At 74.7% G+C, this 17,263-nt stretch carries 13 protein-coding genes; 9 read left to right on the forward strand and 4 right to left on the reverse strand.

Annotated features, from left to right (window positions below):
- Window positions 1-22 precede the first annotated feature (22 nt).
- A complete protein-coding gene (locus BM093_RS09895) occupies window positions 23-1,231 on the reverse strand; it encodes a D-alanyl-D-alanine carboxypeptidase family protein (RefSeq protein WP_245773428.1) in 1,209 nt (402 codons plus the stop codon).
- A gap of 14 nt (window positions 1,232-1,245) precedes the next feature.
- Window positions 1,246-1,731: an SRPBCC family protein gene (locus BM093_RS09900; RefSeq protein WP_093340637.1), complete on the reverse strand. Its 486-nt coding sequence runs from the start codon at window positions 1,729-1,731 to the stop codon at window positions 1,246-1,248.
- A gap of 270 nt (window positions 1,732-2,001) precedes the next feature.
- Here BM093_RS09900 and BM093_RS09905 point away from each other — a divergent pair, with 270 nt between their 5' ends.
- The 8 genes from BM093_RS09905 (at window position 2,002) to BM093_RS09940 (ending at window position 12,565) form a co-directional block, all read left to right on the forward strand.
- Window positions 2,002-3,090 (forward strand): BMP family lipoprotein, encoded by a 1,089-nt coding sequence (locus BM093_RS09905; RefSeq protein ID WP_093340892.1) that lies wholly within the window; start codon window positions 2,002-2,004, stop codon window positions 3,088-3,090.
- Window positions 3,087-4,625 (forward strand): ABC transporter ATP-binding protein, encoded by a 1,539-nt coding sequence (locus tag BM093_RS09910; protein WP_093340639.1) that lies wholly within the window; start codon window positions 3,087-3,089, stop codon window positions 4,623-4,625. Before BM093_RS09905 ends, BM093_RS09910 begins: the two co-directional genes overlap by 4 nt.
- Before the next feature lie 5 nt (window positions 4,626-4,630).
- Complete coding sequence (locus BM093_RS09915) at window positions 4,631-5,704, forward strand: ABC transporter permease (protein WP_093340894.1); 1,074 nt, start codon at window positions 4,631-4,633, stop codon at window positions 5,702-5,704.
- The gene (locus BM093_RS09920) at window positions 5,701-6,936 is read left to right on the forward strand and encodes an ABC transporter permease (protein WP_093340641.1); all 1,236 of its coding nucleotides are present in this window, start codon (window positions 5,701-5,703) and stop codon (window positions 6,934-6,936) included. Before BM093_RS09915 ends, BM093_RS09920 begins: the two co-directional genes overlap by 4 nt.
- Window positions 6,937-6,974: 38 nt before the next feature.
- Window positions 6,975-7,388: a cytidine deaminase gene (locus BM093_RS09925; protein ID WP_093340896.1), complete on the forward strand. Its 414-nt coding sequence runs from the start codon at window positions 6,975-6,977 to the stop codon at window positions 7,386-7,388.
- A complete protein-coding gene (locus tag BM093_RS09930; RefSeq protein WP_093340643.1) occupies window positions 7,385-8,692 on the forward strand; it encodes a thymidine phosphorylase in 1,308 nt (435 codons plus the stop codon). The genes BM093_RS09925 and BM093_RS09930 overlap by 4 nt, the downstream gene beginning before the upstream one ends.
- 431 nt (window positions 8,693-9,123) lie before the next feature.
- On the forward strand, window positions 9,124-11,391 hold the full coding sequence (murJ, locus tag BM093_RS09935) for a murein biosynthesis integral membrane protein MurJ (RefSeq protein WP_245773429.1): 2,268 nt from the start codon (window positions 9,124-9,126) through the stop codon (window positions 11,389-11,391).
- A gap of 22 nt (window positions 11,392-11,413) precedes the next feature.
- Window positions 11,414-12,565 carry a MalY/PatB family protein gene (locus BM093_RS09940; RefSeq protein WP_245773430.1) on the forward strand — a complete coding sequence of 384 codons (1,152 nt, stop codon included), beginning with the start codon at window positions 11,414-11,416 and terminating at the stop codon, window positions 12,563-12,565.
- Between the two features lie 458 nt (window positions 12,566-13,023).
- Here BM093_RS09940 and BM093_RS35040 read toward each other — a convergent pair whose 3' ends face one another.
- Window positions 13,024-14,319, reverse strand: a complete 1,296-nt coding sequence (locus BM093_RS35040; RefSeq protein WP_143105325.1) for a PA containing protein — start codon at window positions 14,317-14,319, stop codon at window positions 13,024-13,026.
- A 183-nt stretch (window positions 14,320-14,502) separates the two neighbouring features.
- Between BM093_RS35040 and BM093_RS09950 the strand changes: the two genes are divergently transcribed.
- A complete protein-coding gene (locus tag BM093_RS09950) occupies window positions 14,503-15,759 on the forward strand; it encodes an adenosine deaminase (RefSeq protein ID WP_093340645.1) in 1,257 nt (418 codons plus the stop codon).
- A gap of 103 nt (window positions 15,760-15,862) precedes the next feature.
- Here the strand turns inward: BM093_RS09950 and BM093_RS09955 are convergent, their stop codons facing one another.
- Window positions 15,863-17,197 carry a primosomal protein gene (locus BM093_RS09955; RefSeq protein WP_093340647.1) on the reverse strand — a complete coding sequence of 445 codons (1,335 nt, stop codon included), beginning with the start codon at window positions 17,195-17,197 and terminating at the stop codon, window positions 15,863-15,865.
- Window positions 17,198-17,263 lie beyond the last annotated feature (66 nt).

A 17,263-nucleotide genomic window follows, 5' to 3' on the forward strand; every position in this document is an offset into this window, starting at 1 on the left:
CCCCCGGCGCCCGGGGACCGGGTCAGCTCCGGCGGCGCCGGAGCAGGACCGCCAGCAGCGCGGCGCCGAGCCCGACGGCGGCGGCCACCCCGCCGGCGACCGCGGCGGCAGGCACCCCCGGCCCGGCCGGCGCAACCGGTGCCGTGCCCTCGGCCCGGTCGGCCGGTGCGTCCGGGTCGGCCGGGCTCTCCGGCCGGACCGAACCGGGCTCGACCAGCGTCCCGATCCCCTCGGCCGGGGCGGTGACACCCCAGTCGAGCAGTGCCGTCGCCTGGTCGGCCATCCGGACCGGCTGCGGCTCGCCGCGCAGGAGTGCGACGACCACGCGCCGCCCGTCCCGCTCGGTCGCGCCGACGAAGGTGTGCCGGGCCGCGTCGGTGAAGCCGTTCTTGCCGCCGAGGAACCCGGGGGTGCCGAGCAGCCGGTCGTCGTTGCCCAGCTCGAAGCCCGGGCGGTCGGCGAACCCCGGGAACGGGATGCTCGGGGTCAGCAGGGCGGTCGCGATCCGTGGCCGCTCCAGCGCGGCCCGCAGGATCAGCGCGAGGTCGTAGGCCGACGACGACATCCCCGGACCGTCCAACCCGGACGGTGTGGCGGGCCGGGTGTCGAGCGCGCCCAGCCGGCGGGCGGTGTCCTGCATCGCCGCGAGCGTCGCGGGTTCCCCGCCGAGCTCGCGGGCCAGCGCGTGTGCGGCGTCGTTGCCCGAGGCCAGGAGCAGGCCGTGCAGCAGCTGCTCCACGGTGTAGCGCCCACCGGGGCCGATCCCGGCGCGGCTGCCGTCGACGGCCCCGTCCTCGGCGGTCCCGACGACGACCCGGTCCGGCGGCAGCAGGTCCTCCACGACCAGCGCGAGCAGCAGCTTGATCGTCGAGGCCGGGCGCTGCCGGGCGTGCGGGGCGCGCGCCGCCAGCACTGCACCCGAGTCCAGGTCGGCCACCAGGTAGGAGGCGACGCCGACCGGGGGCGGCGGCGTCGCACCGGCGTGCGCCTCGGTGCAGACGGCGAGACCGCCGACGGCCGGGTCGGGCACCGGCAGCGGTGGGACGGCCGCCGTCTCCTCGACGGCGGGCGGGCCCGGCGGCTGCTCCTGCCCCGGGCACCCGGCCGCGGTCGGCGGGACCGGACCGGCGAGCGCCGGCGTCCCGGCCGCGACCAGCAGCGCAACCACCACCGAGGGGAGGAGCACCCGGCCGGTCCGGTGGCGGCGCACCGGCCGGCCCGTGGTCGTCACCTGCGCAGCATGCCCTACCGGGAGCCCTCGACGATGCTCTTCACGCGTTCCAGGCTGCGGGTCAGCCCGTCGCGCATCATGCCCTCCCGGTCCGTGCCGAGCAGCCCGCTGCGCTGCACCAGCCGGATCGGGAGCAGCGTCTTCCCGACGCTCTCCCGCCACGCGACGACCCGGGTCGCGGTGCCCGCGGTGTCGCCGGCACCCCCGGGGGTCTCGTCGGCCGGGGTGAGGATCCAGCCCCACGCCGTCTTCGACTCGGTGACCACGAAGGTGAACCGGCGGCCCGGCTCGCACTCGGTGACCCGGCAGTGCGTCGACCAGCGGAGCTTCCCGTGCCGGTTGCCGCCGACGAAGCGGGCACCCACGGCGGCCCCGGTCGCGCCGTCGCGCCACCGCCCACCGGTGGCCTCGGGGCTCCACTCCCCGGCCCGGGTGATGTCCGAGACCAGCTCCCACACCTTCTCCGGCGGGGCCTCCACGGTCAGTTCCGCACGGTCCACGACAGCTCCGTCCTCGTCGGCGACGACACCGCTACTCGGCCCGGTCAAGATCGTCCGGGCGCAGGAACGGTACCGCCCGTCAACCGCTCGACGATTTCCCGGCGGGTCGGTGTCACGGCGATGTTGCGACCCTGCCGCTCGACCGGGTGAGCCGTTACGGTCCCGCGGAACGTGGTCGCCGACCAGGTGGCCCCGGATCGGGGGAGGACGTTCGTGCGGATCGACCAGCGCATCGGACGGCGGGGGAGGCTGGTGACGGCGATCGCCGTCATGGCCGTCACGGCTCTCGCACTGGCGGGCTGCGCCCGCGACACCGGCGGCGGGGGGACCGCCCAGGGTGAGTGCGAGCGCGTCCCACCGCCGTCGGTACCGGCGGAGAGCGCGCAGCCGGAACCGGAGAAGCCGAAGGCCGACGCGAGCGCCCTCAAGGTGGGTCTCGCCTACGACATCGGCGGCCGGGGCGACGCCTCGTTCAACGACGCCGCCGCGGCCGGCCTGGACCGGGCGGTCGCCGAGCTGGGCCTGCAGAAGGCCAACACCCGGGAGGCCACCGCCCAGCCGGGCGAGAGCGAGGACGCCGGCACCACCCGGCTGCGCCAGCTCGCCGAGCAGGGCTTCGACCCGGTGATCGCGGTCGGCTTCAACTACGCCACCGGCGTGGACACGGTCGCCAAGGAGTTCCCGCAGACGCAGTTCGCGATCGTCGACGACGACACCGTCGACCTGCCGAACGTCACGCCGCTGGTCTTCGCCGAGGAGCAGGGCTCGTTCCTGGTCGGTGCTGCGGCCGCGCTCACGACCGGGACCTGCGCGATCGGCTTCGTCGGGGGTGTCGACAGCCCGCTGATCCAGAAGTTCGAGGCCGGCTACGAGCAGGGCGCCACGGCCGTCGCGCCGGACATCCGGATCAACGCCGACTACATCTCGCCGGCCGGGGACTTCTCCGGCTTCAACGACGCGACCCGGGGCACCGAGATCGCCGCCGGGCAGTACGACTCCGGCGCCGACATCTCGTTCGCCGCGGCCGGGCAGTCGAACCAGGGGGTCTTCGCCGCCGCACAGGCGGCGGGCACGCGGGCGATCGGCGTCGACTCCGACCAGTACAACTCGCCGCAGCTGACCGACGTCCGCGACGTGATCATGACGTCGATGATCAAGCGGGTCGACGTGGCGGTCTACGACTACGTCAACGCCGTGGCCGGCAACACGGTGGACGCGCTCCCGGAGCGGTTCGACCTGCGCAACGACGGCGTCGGCTACTCCACCTCCGGCGGCTTCGTCGACGACATCCGGCCCCAGCTCGAGGCCTACAAGGCCGCGATCATGGCCGGCGAGATCCAGGTGTCGTCGACCCCGTGAGCGCCGAGGCGGTCGAGCTGCGCGGGATCACCAAACGGTTCCCCGGCGTCGTCGCGAACGACGGCGTGGACCTCGCCGTGCACACCGGCGAGGTGCACGCCCTCTGCGGCGAGAACGGGGCGGGCAAGTCGACCCTGATGAAGATCCTCTACGGGATGCAGGCACCCGACGAGGGCACGATCGCGGTCGGCGGTGCCGAGATGCACTTCCGCACCCCGGCGGACGCCATCGCCGCCGGGATCGGGATGGTGCACCAGCACTTCATGCTGGCCGACAACCTGACCATCGCCGAGAACGTGCTGCTCGGCGCCGAGAAGCAGCACGGCATCGGGCGGGCGGCCCGCGCCCGGATCTCCGAGCTCGCGGGCACCGTCGGGCTCGCGGCCGCCGACGGTTCCGGTGCGCGCTCCGCCGGCGCTCCGCTCGACATGCTCGTCGAGCACCTCGGCGTCGCCGACCGGCAGCGCATCGAGATCCTCAAGGTGCTCTACCGCGGGGCCCGCACGGTGATCCTGGACGAGCCGACCGCGGTGCTCGTCCCGCAGGAGGTCGAGGAGCTGTTCGCCACCGTCCGGGCGATGCGCGGCGAGGGCTACACGTTCCTGTTCATCTCGCACAAGCTCGACGAGGTGCGCGCGATCGCCGACCGGATCACCGTGCTGCGGCGCGGTCGCACGGTCGGCACCGTCGACCCGCGGGAGGTCGGCAACGCCGAGCTGGCCGAGATGATGGTCGGGTCCGAGCTGCCGTCCCCGGAGAGTCGCGACTCGAGCGTCACCGACCGCGAGGTACTGCGGGTGGAGGGCCTGGGCCTGCCGGACCCGGCGGGCGGACGGGACCTCCTCGACGGTCTCGACCTGGTGGTGCACGCCGGCGAGGTGCTGGGGATCGCCGGTGTCGAGGGCAACGGCCAGACCGAGCTCGTCGAGACCGTCATGGGCATGCGCCGGCACGCGCGCGGACGGGTGTTGCTGTCCGGTGTGGACGTCTCCGGGCTGTCCACGATGGCCCGTCGCGAGCGCGGGATCGGCTACGTCCCCGAGGACCGGTCCCGGCACGCGCTGCTCGGTGACCAGCCACTGTGGGCGAACCGGGTGCTGGGGTTCCAGTCACGACCGCCGATCGGGCGGCACGGGCTGATCGACCGGGGCGCCGCGCGGACCGACACGGAGCGGATCGTGGCCGACTTCGACGTCCGCACGCCGGGCATCGACGTGATGGCGTCCGCGCTGTCCGGCGGCAACCAGCAGAAGCTCGTGGTCGGCCGGGAGCTCTCCGGCGACCCGGTCCTGCTGATCGCGGCCCACCCCACCCGCGGCGTGGACGTCGGCGCGCAGGCCGGCATCTGGGCCGAGCTGCGCCGGGCCCGCCGGGCCGGCCTCGCGGTGCTGCTGGTCTCGGCCGACCTGGACGAGCTGATCGGCCTGTCGGACCGGCTCGCCGTCATCCTGGGCGGGCGACTGGTCGGCACCGCCGACCCGGCCACGGTCACCCCGGAGGAGCTGGGGACGGCGATGACCGGGGCGACCCGGTGACGGCCGTGGCGCGGCTGCGCGGGGCCGTCGTCGCGCCGCTGCTCGCGATCGGCGTCGCCGGGCTGCTCTGCGCCGTCGCCCTGCTGGTCTCGGGCGCCTCGCCGTGGACCGCGGTCACCACGGTCCTGTCCCAGCTCGGCTCGGGCACCGTCGCGGTGGACACGGTGAACTCGGCGGCCGTGTACTACCTCGCCGCGCTGGCGGTCGCGGTCGGCTTCCAGATGCGGCTGTTCAACATCGGTGTCGAGGGCCAGTTCCGGGTCGCGGCCTGCGTGGCGGCGATCGTCGGCGGGACGGTGGTGCTCCCGCCGGTGCTGCACACGTTGCTGATCATCGTGGTCGCGGTGCTGACCGGTGCGGCGTGGATCGCGATCCCGGCGCTGCTCAAGGCCTACCGGGGCGTCTCCGAGGTCATCTCGACGATCATGCTCAACGCGATCGCCACCGGCATGATCGCCTTCCTGATCCGCCCGGAGACCTTCGGCGAGCTGCGCGGCAACAACATCACCACCCCGCCGATCCCGGAGTCCGGCTGGTTCCCGGGCGTCCCCGTCGGCAGCGGAACGATCTTCGGGATGGTGTTCGTCGCCGCCGCGCTGGGGGTCGGCTACTGGTTCCTGCTGGGCCGCACCCGCTTCGGGTTCGAGCTGCGCGCCTCCGGTGAGTCGACGACGGCTGCATCGGCCGGCGGTGTGAACGCGCGGCGGACGATCGTCGTCGCGCTCCTGCTCTCCGGCGCGATCGCCGGGCTGATCGGGCTGCCCGAGCTGCTCGGCCGCGACCACGCGTACACGCTCAGCTCGCCGCAGGGCTACGGCTTCACCGGCATCGCGATCGCGCTGCTCGGGCGCAACCACCCGGTCGGGATCGCGCTCGGTGCGCTGCTGTGGGCGTTCCTGGACAAGTCCGCGGTGGCCCTCGACGTCGTCGGGATCCCGCGGGAGATCGTGCTGATCATGCAGGGCCTGATCGTGCTGTCGGTGGTCGTCGCCTACGAGCTGGTCCGGCGGATGGAGCAGCGCGCCGAGCAGCGCCGGGTGGCCGCAGGCACCCCGGAACCGGTGGGGGCGGCCTCGTGACCGCGCTGGTCGAACGGGTGCGGACGCTGCCCGGCTGGGCCCGGTCGGCGCTCATCGCGACCGGCCTGGTGCTCGCGTTGTCGATCACGGTGACGCTGACCGGGCAGACCCAGCTGGCGTCCTCGGGGACCTCGCAGGCCGCCGTCGGGCTCGGGCTGCCGATCCTGTTCGCGGCGCTGGGCGGGCTGTGGTCCGAACGCGCGGGGATCATCAACATCGGTCTCGAGGGCATGATGGTGCTCGGTACCTGGGGTGCGGCCTGGGCGGGCTACTACGGGGGACCGTGGGCGGCGATGCTCGGCGGGCTGGTCTTCGGCGGGCTCGGCGGCCTCGTGCACGCGGTCGCGACGATCACCTTCCACGTCAACCACATCGTCTCCGGGGTCGCGGTCACGCTGCTCGGCACCGGGCTGACCAAGTACCTGGCGACGCTGGTGTTCGCCCCGCTCTCGCAGAACCCGCGCCAGTCGCCCCGGATCGACGGCTTCACCGAGTTCTCCGTGCCCGGGATCTCCGAGGGGCTGGCCGCGGTCGAGGCCCAGCAGCGGGTGTTCGTCTCCGACCTCGCCGGGCTGCTGTCGGGCCTGGTCACCGGGCTGACCCCGATCGTCGTCCTCGGGATCGTGCTGGTCCCGGTGAGCTACTGGGCGCTGTGGCGGACCGCGTTCGGGCTGCGGCTGCGTTCCACGGGGGAGTCGCCGGTGGCGGCCGAGTCGCTGGGCGTGCACGTCGTCGCGCACCGCTACGTCGCGGTGGTCACCTCCGGCGGGCTCGCCGGGCTCGGCGGCGCGGCGCTGGTGCTCAACTCCGCCCAGCTCGGCTACCTGGAGAACCAGGTCGGCGGCCGCGGCTACATCGGACTCGCCGCGATGATCTTCGGCAACTGGCGGCCCGCCGGGCTGCTGACCGGGTCGGCCCTGTTCGGCTACGTCGACGGCCTGCAGCTGCGTGCCGGCGGCGAGGCGGTGCACGCCCTGCTCTACACGGCGACGCTGGTCGCGGTCGCCGGCGCCGTGCTGTGGGCGATCCGGCGCATGTGGACGGCCGCCGCGGTCGCGCTCGGCGCCGGGGTGCTGGTGTACACGGTGTACTGGACGATCGAGTCCGTGCCCTCGGAGTTCGCGTCCTACGCGCCGCAGCTGGTGACCCTGATCGTGCTCGCCGCGGCGTCGCAACGGCTACGACCACCCGCGTGGCTCGGCGAGCCCTACCGGCGCGGGGAGGGGTCCTGATGGTCGGCGGCGGCCCGTCCGGTGCGGGCGCGGAGATGATGCGGCCCGGTCCGCCCACCCCGGACTGGCCGGCACTGCGGTCGGCGGCCGTCACGGCCGCGGCCTGGGCGTACGCGCCGTACTCCGGACTGCAGGTGGGGGCCGCGGCACTGGTCGGCGACGGCCGGGTGGTCACCGGGTGCAACGTCGAGAACGCCTCCTACGGTCTCGGGACGTGCGCCGAGGTGACCCTCGCCGGGCAGCTGCGCCTGTCCGGGGGCGGGCGGCTGCTGGCGGTCGCCTGCCGCTCGGGCACCGGGGCGCTGCTGATGCCGTGCGGGCGGTGCCGGCAGGTGCTGTACGAGTTCGGCGGTCCGGAGCTGCTGTGCGACACCCCGCGCGGGATCCGGCCGTTCAGCGAGGTACTGCCCGACGCGTTCGGGCCGGCCGACCTGCCGGGGAGCGGACCGTGAGCGGGCCGGCACCGCAGCCGTCGTCCAGCGCGGTCGAGGTGATCGCGGCCAAGCGCGACCGGCACGAGCTGACCCCCGGACAGATCGAGGGGGTGCTGGGCGCCTACACCCGCGGCGAGGTCGCCGAGGAGCAGATGGCCGCGCTCGCGATGGCGATCCTGCTCAACGGCATGACCGCGGCCGAGACCGCGCACTGGACCCAGGCGATGATCGGCTCCGGGGAGGTCCTGGACCTCGGCGACGTCGGACGCCCGCTGGTCGACAAGCACTCCACCGGCGGGGTCGGGGACAAGATCACCCTGCCGCTGGCGCCGCTGGTGGCCGCGTGCGGCGCGGCCGTCCCGCAGCTGTCCGGGCGCGGGCTCGGACACACCGGCGGCACCCTGGACAAGCTCGAGGCGATCCCCGGCTGGCGGGCGTCGCTCTCGACCGATGAGATCCGGACCCAGCTCGCCGAGGTCGGCGCCGTCGTCTGTGCGACGACGCCGACGCTCGCCCCGGCCGACCGGCGGCTCTACGCGCTGCGCGATGTCACCGGCACCGTCGAGTCGGTCCCGCTGATCGCCAGCTCGATCATGAGCAAGAAGCTGGCCGAGGGGACCGGCGGGCTGGTGCTCGACGTCAAGGTCGGCTCCGGGGCGTTCATGAAGACCCGCGAGCGGGCCGGTGAGCTGGCCGGCGCGATGACCGCGATCGGTGCCGCGCACGGCCTCCCGACGACGGCGCTGCTCACCGGCATGTCCCGCCCGCTCGGCCGGTGCGTGGGCAACGCCCTCGAGGTCGCGGAGTCGGTCGAGGTGCTGCGCGGCGGCGGGCCCGGCGACGTCGTGGCGCTGACCGTCACGCTCGCCCGGGAGATGCTGGCACTCGCCGGGATCACCGGCACCGATCCGGCCGCGGTGCTCGCCTCCGGCGCGGCGTACGACGTGTGGGAACGGATGATCGCCGCGCAGGGCGGGGACCCGGCGGCGCCGCTGCCGGTCGCCCGCCACGTCGAGACGCTCACCGCCGACCGTTCCGGGATCTTCGCCGGTGCCGACGCGCTCGCCGTCGGCACCGCCGCCTGGCGGCTCGGCGCCGGGCGGGCCCGCAAGGAGGACCCGGTCCAGGCCGCGGCCGGGGTGCGGATGCTCGCCGTCCCCGGGGACGAGGTCCGGGCCGGGGACCCGCTGCTCGAGCTGCACACCGACACCCCGGAACGGCTTCCGGGTGCCCGGCAGCTGCTCACCGCCACGGCACTGCCGGTCGCCGCCGGCCCGCCCGTGTTCGAGGAGCTGGTGCTGGACGTGCGCCGCGGGGGCTGAGCGGCGGGGCCGCCCTGTCGCCCTCGTGCTCCGCCCGCGGCGCGGGCGTCCGGACCCGGTCCGGCACGCACCGTCAGGAACAGGTCCGCGCCGCGGTCCGCGCCGGACTGGAGGGCCACCGGTCACCGGGTCGCGCGGCGCCGATCGGGCCGCGATCGTCGCCCCGACGAGGTGCCCGTCGTGGACGGTGGGCACGGGGCAGGCGAGTCCGGGCGGGCGATGCGGATCCGGCACGATGGTGCGCGATGCGTGAGGACCGACGGGCGGAGCGGGCGCCGATACCCCGACCGGTGATGCCGCGACGGGCTCGTCCGGCACCCGCGGAGACGTCCGGGGAGGTGACCCGCCCGGTCGGGCGACCGGTCCCGCACGACGGGCCGCCGACGAACCCGATCGATCCGGGCGCCGGCCCCGTGCCGTCCCCTGTCCCCGTGTCGTCCCCCGGGCCGTCCGCCGTTCCCGGGACGGGTGTCCCGGCCGGCGACCAGCCGACCCTGCCGCCGGGCGCACGGGCCGCCACCGGTCCGGTCGCCCCCGGGGCCGGTGTCCCGGTGAACGGGACCCCACCCGGCGGTGCCGCGGCGGGCAGCGGGAGCGACCCGGCGGACCCGGCCACCGGGTCGCCCGTCCACGGGGCGTCGTTCCCGGACGGCCCGGCCCCGGCGGCCCGGGCAGCGGGCCCGTCGGGGCACGGGCCCACGCCGAACGGTCGAGTCCCCGCCTCCCCGGCGGCCGGCCCGTCGCCGGCTCACGGACCCGCCCAGGGCGGTCCGGGACAGGCCGCCGGCCCGCCGGCGAACGGGACCTCGACGGGTGACACCCCGCCGCACGGGGTCCCCGCGAGCACCACGCCACCGCACGGTGCCCCGGCGGGCGGCACACCGCCGCACGGTTCCCCGGCGGGCAACACGCCACCGCACGGTGCCCCGGCGGGCGGCACACCACCGCACGGTGCCCCGGCGGGCGACGCCCCGCGGCCCGGGGGCCCGGCGGCACCGCCCGATGCATCGGCCGCCACCGGCCCGGTCACCCCCGGCGCCGGTGACGCGCCCGCTCCCGCCGGAGCCCCGGACGGCGCGGGCGCCCTGGCGAAGGGCACCGAGAACGCGGGCTCGCTCGTCCGGTCGTCCGGCATGATCGCGATCGCCAGCATGGTCAGCCGGGCGACCGGCTTCGTCCGGAACCTGGCGCTGGTCGCGGTGCTGGGCCTGGCCGTCGTCAACGACTCCTACACCGTCTCCAACACACTGCCGAACATCGTCTACGAGTTCCTCATCGGCGGCGTGCTCACCAGCGTCATGATCCCGGTGCTGGTGCGTGCGCAGGCCGAGGACCCGGACGGCGGCGACGTGTTCACGCGGCGGCTGCTCACCGTCGTCGGCGTGGGGTTGCTGCTGGCCACGCTCGTGGCGATGGCCGCCGCACCGTTGCTCACCCGGCTGTACCTGGGGTCCGGCGGCTCCGACGCGTCCAATCCCGAGCTCGCGACGGCGTTCGCCTGGTTGCTGCTGCCACAGATCTTCTTCTACGGCATCGGGGCGTTGCTCGGCGCGATCCTCAACTCGAAACAGGTCTTCGGACCGTTCGCCTGGGCACCGGTTCTGAACAACGTCGTCGTGCTCGGGGTGCTCGTCGTCTACGTACTCGTCCCCGGCGAGATCAGCACCGACCCGGTCCGGATGGGCGACCCGAAACTGCTGGTGCTGGGGCTGGGCACGACGCTGGGCATCGTCGTGCAGGCCGCGGTGCTCATCCCGTTCATGCGCCGGATCGGGTTCCGCTACCGGCCGGTGTGGGGCTGGGACCCACGGCTGAGTGTGGCCGGCGGCATGGTCGTCTGGATCATGGGCTACGTCCTGGTCGGTGCCGTCGGCTACATCGTGACCACCCGCGTGGCCGCGGCCGCGGACGGCGGCTCGGTCTCGACCTACCAGAACGCCTGGCTGCTGCTGCAGGTCCCGTACGGCGTCCTCGGCGTCTCGCTGCTGACCGCGCTGATGCCGCGGATGAGCCGGGCCGCGGCGAACGGCGACACCGGCCAGGTCGTCACCGACCTGTCGCTCGGCGCCCGGCTGTCGACGGTCGGGCTGGTCCCGATCGCGGCGGTGATGACGGCGTTCGGAGGGGCACTGGGGACGGCCCTGTTCTCGGTCGGCGCGGCCAGCGGAGCGGGTGCCGCGCGGCTCGGCGAGACCGTCGCCTGGTCGGCGTTCGGGCTGCTGCCCTACGCCGTGACGATGCTGCAGATGCGGGTCTTCTACGCGATGACCGACTCGCGCACGCCCACGATGATCCAGGTCGGGATGGTCGGGGTGAAGATCCCGCTGCTGCTGGCCTGCCCGCTGCTCCTGCCGCCCGAGGACGTGGTGCTCGGGCTGGCCGCGGCGAACGGGATGTCGTTCGTCGGCGGGGCGGTCCTGGGCCAGTGGCTGCTGCGCCGCCGGCTCGGCCGGGTCCGCACCGGCGAGGTGCTGAACACGCTGGTCCGGGTGACCGTGGCGTCCGCGGCCGGTGCCGCGATCGCCTGGGGCCTGTCGAAGCTGGTGGAGCCCGCGATCACGGACTGGCCGGTCGTCGCGCAGGCCTGGACGCTGCTCGTCGGCGGGTCCCTGCTGGCACTGCCGCTGATGGTCGTCGGGATGCGGCTGCTGAAGGTGCGCGAGCTCGACGCCGTGTTCCGCCGCTTCTCCCGGAGCTGACCGGCGTGCCAGCATCGGCGTCGTGCCGGATGATCTGCTGGAGTTCCCGCCGCTGAGCGAGCTGCGCCGCCGTACGAGCATGAAGTGGCGCACCTACGACGACGACGTCCTCCCGTTGTGGGTGGCCGAGGCCGACGTCCCGCTCGCCCCGGCGATCGTCGACGCGGTCACCGGGGCCGTCCACCGCGGCGACACCGGCTACCCGGCGGGCCGCGGTTACGCCGAGGCGTTCGCCCGGTTCGCCCGGGACCGGTGGGGCTGGGCCGGTCTCGACCCGGCGCGCACGCTCGTGGTGCCGGACGTGATGCAGGGGATCGCCGAGTCGCTGAAGGTCGTGCTCGCGCACGGGGGCGGTGTCGTCGCTCCGGGCGTCGCCGTCACGCCGCCGGTGTACCCGCCGTTCTACTCGTTCCTGCGCCACGCCGGGCTGGAGCCGGTGCTCGCGCCGCTGGACGGTGCCGGGCGGCTGGACCCGGCCGCGCTGGAGACGGTGTTCGCCGACGACGGGGTCGGTGCGTTCCTGCTCTGCTCACCGCACAACCCGACCGGCACCGTGCACACCGCCGACGAGCTGGCGACCGTCGCGGAGCTGGCCCGGCGGCACGGTGTCATCGTCGTCGCCGACGAGATCCACGCCCCGCTCGTGGACCCGGGCACGCCGTTCACCCCGTGGCTGACCGTCCCCGGCGCGGAGAACGGGGTCAGCCTGCTGTCGGCGTCGAAGGGCTGGAACCTGGCCGGGCTGAAGGCGGCGATCGCCGTCGCCGGACCGCAGGTGGACCTGGCGCCGTTCCCGGTGGACATGCTGGAGGTGGGCGCGAGCCACGTCGCGGTGCAGGCCCACGTCGCGGCCCTCGACAACGGCCGGGACTGGCTCGACGCGTTCGTCGCCGCGCTCGCGTCGCGCCGGGAGCTGCTCGCCGCCCTGCTCGTGGAGCACCTGCCGGCGGTGGGGTACCGGCCGGCCCCGGCGACGTTCCTGGCCTGGCTCGACTGCCACGCGCTCGACCTCGGTGACGACCCGGCGGCGACGTTCCTGGAACGGGGACGGGTCGGCCTCAACTCCGGCCTCCCGTTCGGCTCCGGCGGCGCCGGGCACGTGCGGCTCAACCTCGCGACGGGCCCGGAGATCCTCACCGACGCCGTGCGCCGGATGGCGGCCGCACTGCGCTGACCGCGGCCCCGTGCCCGGGGGGCCTCGTGCCCGGGGCCTCGTGCTCGGGGGTCTCGTGCCGCGGCATCTCGTGCCCCGAGGGGCACCCTCGTAGCGCCAGGTGCCCCGAGGGTGCCCCTGGGGGCGCCGGGGCGGGGCCGGTGCCTCGCCGGGGATGCCGCGAGGGGCACCCCGGTGGCGCCAGGTGCCCCGAGGGTGCCCCCGGGAGCACCAGGCCGTGCCGGTAGCCGGGACGAAACAAAACAAGAGATGCCGCGAGGGGCACCCCCGTGGCGCCAGGTGCCCCGAGGGTGCCCCTGGGGGCGCCGGGGCGGGGCCGGTGCCGGGTCGGTGCCCCGCCGGAAATGCCGCGAGGGGCACCCCCGTGGCGCCAGGTGCCTCGAGGGTGCCCCTGGGAGCACGAGGTGCGACGGGCGGGCCGCCGCGCGCAGCGGGCCGGCCCGGCTCGGTCGTCCGGCTCAGTCGTCCGGGTCGTCGCCGACGAGGTCGGAGGCCGGGGCCGCGCCGTTCTGGCTCTTCACCGTGACCTTCTGCCGCCCGCGGCGCTGGGCCGGACGCGGCGGGGGCGGCGGGGTCTGCTGGGCGTACTGCCCACCCCGGCCCATGATCAGCTCGGCGAAGGTCGCCATCGCCTCGTCCAGCTGGCTGGCGCTGCGCTTCTCGGACTCGGTGTTCGCGCGGGTCACGAGCTCGGTCACCGAGCCGGTGTCCGGACGGTCCCGCAGGGTCGAGTCGATGCCGGACAGCCGGCCGTCGACATCCCCGGCGAGCTTGTCCAGGCGCGTGTCGACCTCGCCGGCCAGCCGGTCGAGCCGGGAGTCGACGCTCTCGGTGAGCGTGTCGAACCGGCCGTCGACGCTGCCGGAGAGCTTGTCGAGGCGCTCGTCGAAGGCGGTGAGCCGCTCGGTCACCGTGCCGTCGAGCTCGCCGAGCCGGTCCTTGAGGGAACCGCCGAGCTTGCCGACCCGGTCCTTCACCGAACCGTCCAGATCGGTCAGCTTCTCGTCCAGACCGGACTCGACGGAGTCCAGACGGGAGCCGACCTCCTCGAGCCGGGTCGAGAGGGCCTCGAGCCGCTCGGTGAGCGCGTCGAACGCCGGAGCGGGGTCGACGGCCGGGCGCTGTGCCAGCTCCTCCAGCCGCCGGTGCAGCCCGACGGAGGTGTCGCCGAGCAGGTTGCGCAGGCCCTCGCCGGTCTCCTCGAACGAACCGACGGCGGCGTCGAGCTGCTCCTTCACCTGGCGCTCGACCCCGTCGACCCGCTCCTTGATCGGGGCGGCGACGGCGTTCGGCATCGCGTCCAGGCGCATCTCGTGCCGGTCGAGCCGGTTGTCGAGGTCGTCGAGCCGCTTGTGCAGGCCGCCGAGCCGGTCGTCGAGGCCGTCCATCCGGCCGGAGACGCCCTCGAGACGCCCGCCCATGCCGTCGAGGCGGCCGTCGAGCTGTGCGATCGGCTTGGCCAGCTTGTCCGGCAGCGACTCGATCGCGCGGGTGATCGCGCCGAGGACGATCTCCTGGTTGTCCAGCTTGGTCACGGTCTCGTCGAGGCGCTCGGCCAGGACGTTCAGCTCGGTCCGGTCGGGGAGCTCGGTGAGCTTCTTCCGCACGGTGCCGATGGCGTCCAGTGCGGCAAGCCGGGCGTGGATCTCGTCGAGGGAGTCGAAGATCTGCTGCTGTTCGCTGTCACGGATCTCGGCCGCCCGCGTGAGCATGCCGCGCATCCGGTCGAACGAGAGGTTCGAAGTGTCGCTCATGGCACCTGCTGCGCTTCCTCTGAGCCAAGTGGGGAGTGCCCAGAGGGTAGCGACCGCCGTTGGAGGGTCGGCGGACGGTGTTGCGTTGGGCCGTCCGGGGTATCCGTGCGCACCCGATCCGGGTGTCGATCATGGCAGGTCGACGGGCTCCGATCGCCACGCCACGCCGGGACGATCCCGTGGATGGGTACGGTGCCCCGCGTGGCAGATCCCGCAGATCCCGCTGCACCGGCCCCCGGCGGCCCGTCCGGCGCGGCCCCGATCACCGCCGAGACCGTGCGGCGCGCCCCGAAGGTGCTGCTGCACGACCACCTCGACGGCGGGCTGCGGGTCGACACCGTCATCGATCTCGCCCGGGAGACCGGCTACCGCAAGCTGCCGACCACCGATCCCGGCGAGCTCGCCGCCTGGTTCCTCGGCGCCGCGCACTCGGGCTCGCTGGAGCGCTACCTGGAGACCTTCGGGCACACCGTCGCCGTCATGCAGACCCGCGAGGCGCTGACGAGGGTCGCCGCCGAGGCCGCCGAGGACCTGGCTGCCGACGGCGTCGTCTACGCCGAGGTGCGTTTCGCCCCGGAACTGCACGTGGAGGGCGGTCTCGACGTCGACGCCGTCATCACCGCCGTCCTCGACGGGTTCCGGATCGGCACCCGGCGGGCCGCCGCGGCCGGGCGGACCATCCGGATCGGTGCACTGCTCACCGCCATGCGGCACGCCGCCCGCTCCCGCGAGATCGCCGAGCTGGCCGTCCGCTACCGCGAACCCGTGGAACCCCGCTCCTCCGCCGCCCCGCACGGCGCCGTGGTCGGCTTCGACATCGCCGGCGCGGAGAAGGGCTTCCCGCCCACCCGGCACCTCGACGCGTTCGAGTACGTCCGCCAGCAGAACGCGCACGTCACCATCCATGCCGGTGAGGCGTTCGGACTGCCGTCGATCTGGGAGGCGATCCAGTGGTGCGGCGCCGACCGGCTCGGCCACGGCGTGCGGATCGTCGATGACATCACGACCGACATCACCGCCGACATCACCACCGACGCCGCCACCGGCAGGACCACGGGCCGGGACGGCGCCGCCCTGCCACGGCTCGGGCGGCTCGCCGCCTACGTGCGGGACAGCCGGGTGCCGCTGGAGATGTGCCCGACGTCCAACCTGCACACCGGCGCCGTGGCCTCGCTGGCCGAGCACCCGATCGGCCTGCTCACCGACCTGCGGTTCCGGGTCACGGTGAACACCGACAACCGGCTGATGTCCGGGTGCACGATGACCAGCGAGCTGGTCGACCTCGCCGAGACCTTCGGCTACGGCTGGAGCACGCTGCAGTGGTACACGGTCAACGCCATGAAGTCGGCGTTCATCGGGTTCGACGAGCGGCTGGCGCTGATCCAGGACGTCATCAAGCCGGGCTACGCCGCCCTCGGCGGCGGCGACCCGACGGCCTGACGGGCCCGGCGGTCCGACCGGCACGACCGCCGGGCCGTAGTGATTCCGGCGGCAGGCCACAGTGCCTCCGGGTGGCAGGCCGCAGTGCTTCCGGCGGCAGGTTTCAGTGCACCCGGAGCCGGGCCTCCAGCCCGGCGACCAGCTCGCCCCACGCCTGCGCCTCCTGGGAGAACGGCGGGGTCGGCGCCATCCGGGTGGGATCGGGCCGGACGACGAACGACACCAGCCAGCCGAGGCTGTTCGACTCCGCCAGCGCATCGGCCGGCTCGGTGTCCCCGGCCCACTCGCCGACGTCGGTGAGCAGCTCCGAGGCCAGGTCGAGCTGGACCGGGTCCAGGTCGAGTACGCCGTCGGCGAGGTCCGCGCCGATCCCGGTGAGCACGTAGGTGTTCATGTCCTCGACCCCGGCCTCGAGATCGCCGACCTTCGCGGCCTCCAGGACGTCGGCGAAGGTGAGCGCCGCGGCGAGGTCGGTGCCCTGCACCGCGGGATGTTCCTGGTCGGCCAGCGCGCGCACCAGGGCGCGCTCCGAGCCGAACACGTCGATCCGGCCGTCGGAACCGAGGAACACCGGCGCGTCGTCGAGGTAGCACCGCAGGGTCACCACCGAGCGGTCCCCGGACTCGATGCGGATCGGGTCGATGCCCACCTCGGCCCAGAAGCCGGTCGGGCCCTCGTCCCCGTCGGTGTCCCCGCCGGAGGCTTCCACAGTGTCCCTGCCGGTGTCGCTGCCGGTGCCTCTGCGGTTGCCGTCGTCCTCCGAGCCGGAGGTGCCGGCGGCGAGGGCGGCGGCCTCCAGCTCCTCGTCGTCGGCGTCGCCGGTGCCCTGCTGCTCGGCCTCCCACTCGGCGGCCTCGGCCCGGGCCTTCTCCAGCGCGCCGGAGTCGACGTCCGGGGTGGTGACGAGCCCGTCGACGGTGTCGACGACGTCGTCCCAGTGCTGGGTGATCGCCGCGGACAGGGCGGTCCACTGCTTGCGCCCCTCGCGGCCGGTGAAGGCCGCCCGGCCCTCCCGCAGCAGTGCGAAGGCCGGTTCGCCGTCGAGCGCGGCGATGACGTTCTCCAGATCGCAGACGTCGGCGAGGGACCGCACGATCGACACGGCCTCGTGCAGCTCCTGCACGGTCTGCGCGTCGGGGTCGGCGGCAGCCAGCTCGGGCAGGCCGACCAGGTCGTAGCGGTGCGCGTCGTCGGGGGTCAGCTCGCCGACCGAGAGGCCGGGGACCGCGGACCACGCGGGATGGTCGGTCAGGTCGTGCTCCGGCGCGGTGCGGACGAACGCGGCGAGGCCCGCCACCTCGTCGAAGACGTACACGTGCTCGTCATCGCCGAGGAAGGCCTCCCACTCCTCGCCGTCCTCCCGCCACGGGGGAGCCCACAGGGTCACCACGTCGCCCCGCGTGAGAGCGAGCCGGATCGGGACGATGTCGCTTGCCACGCCGGCGACCCTATCGTCGTGCCGGCCCTCCGGCCGGGCCGACCGCCGGGGTGTCGCGGCCGGACC

This window comes from Pseudonocardia ammonioxydans (genome assembly GCF_900115005.1).
GTDB lineage: Bacteria > Actinomycetota > Actinomycetes > Mycobacteriales > Pseudonocardiaceae > Pseudonocardia > Pseudonocardia ammonioxydans.

Coding starts and splice junctions, on each gene's coding strand:
- BM093_RS09925 (WP_093340896.1), top strand. CDS start 6,975: ATGCGGCCCGGTCCGCCCACCCCGGACTGGCCGGCACTGCGGTCGGCG.
- BM093_RS09950 (WP_093340645.1), top strand. CDS start 14,503: ATGGGTACGGTGCCCCGCGTGGCAGATCCCGCAGATCCCGCTGCACCG.
- BM093_RS35040 (WP_143105325.1), bottom strand. CDS start 14,319: ATGAGCGACACTTCGAACCTCTCGTTCGACCGGATGCGCGGCATGCTC.
- BM093_RS09905 (WP_093340892.1), top strand. CDS start 2,002: ATGGCCGTCACGGCTCTCGCACTGGCGGGCTGCGCCCGCGACACCGGC.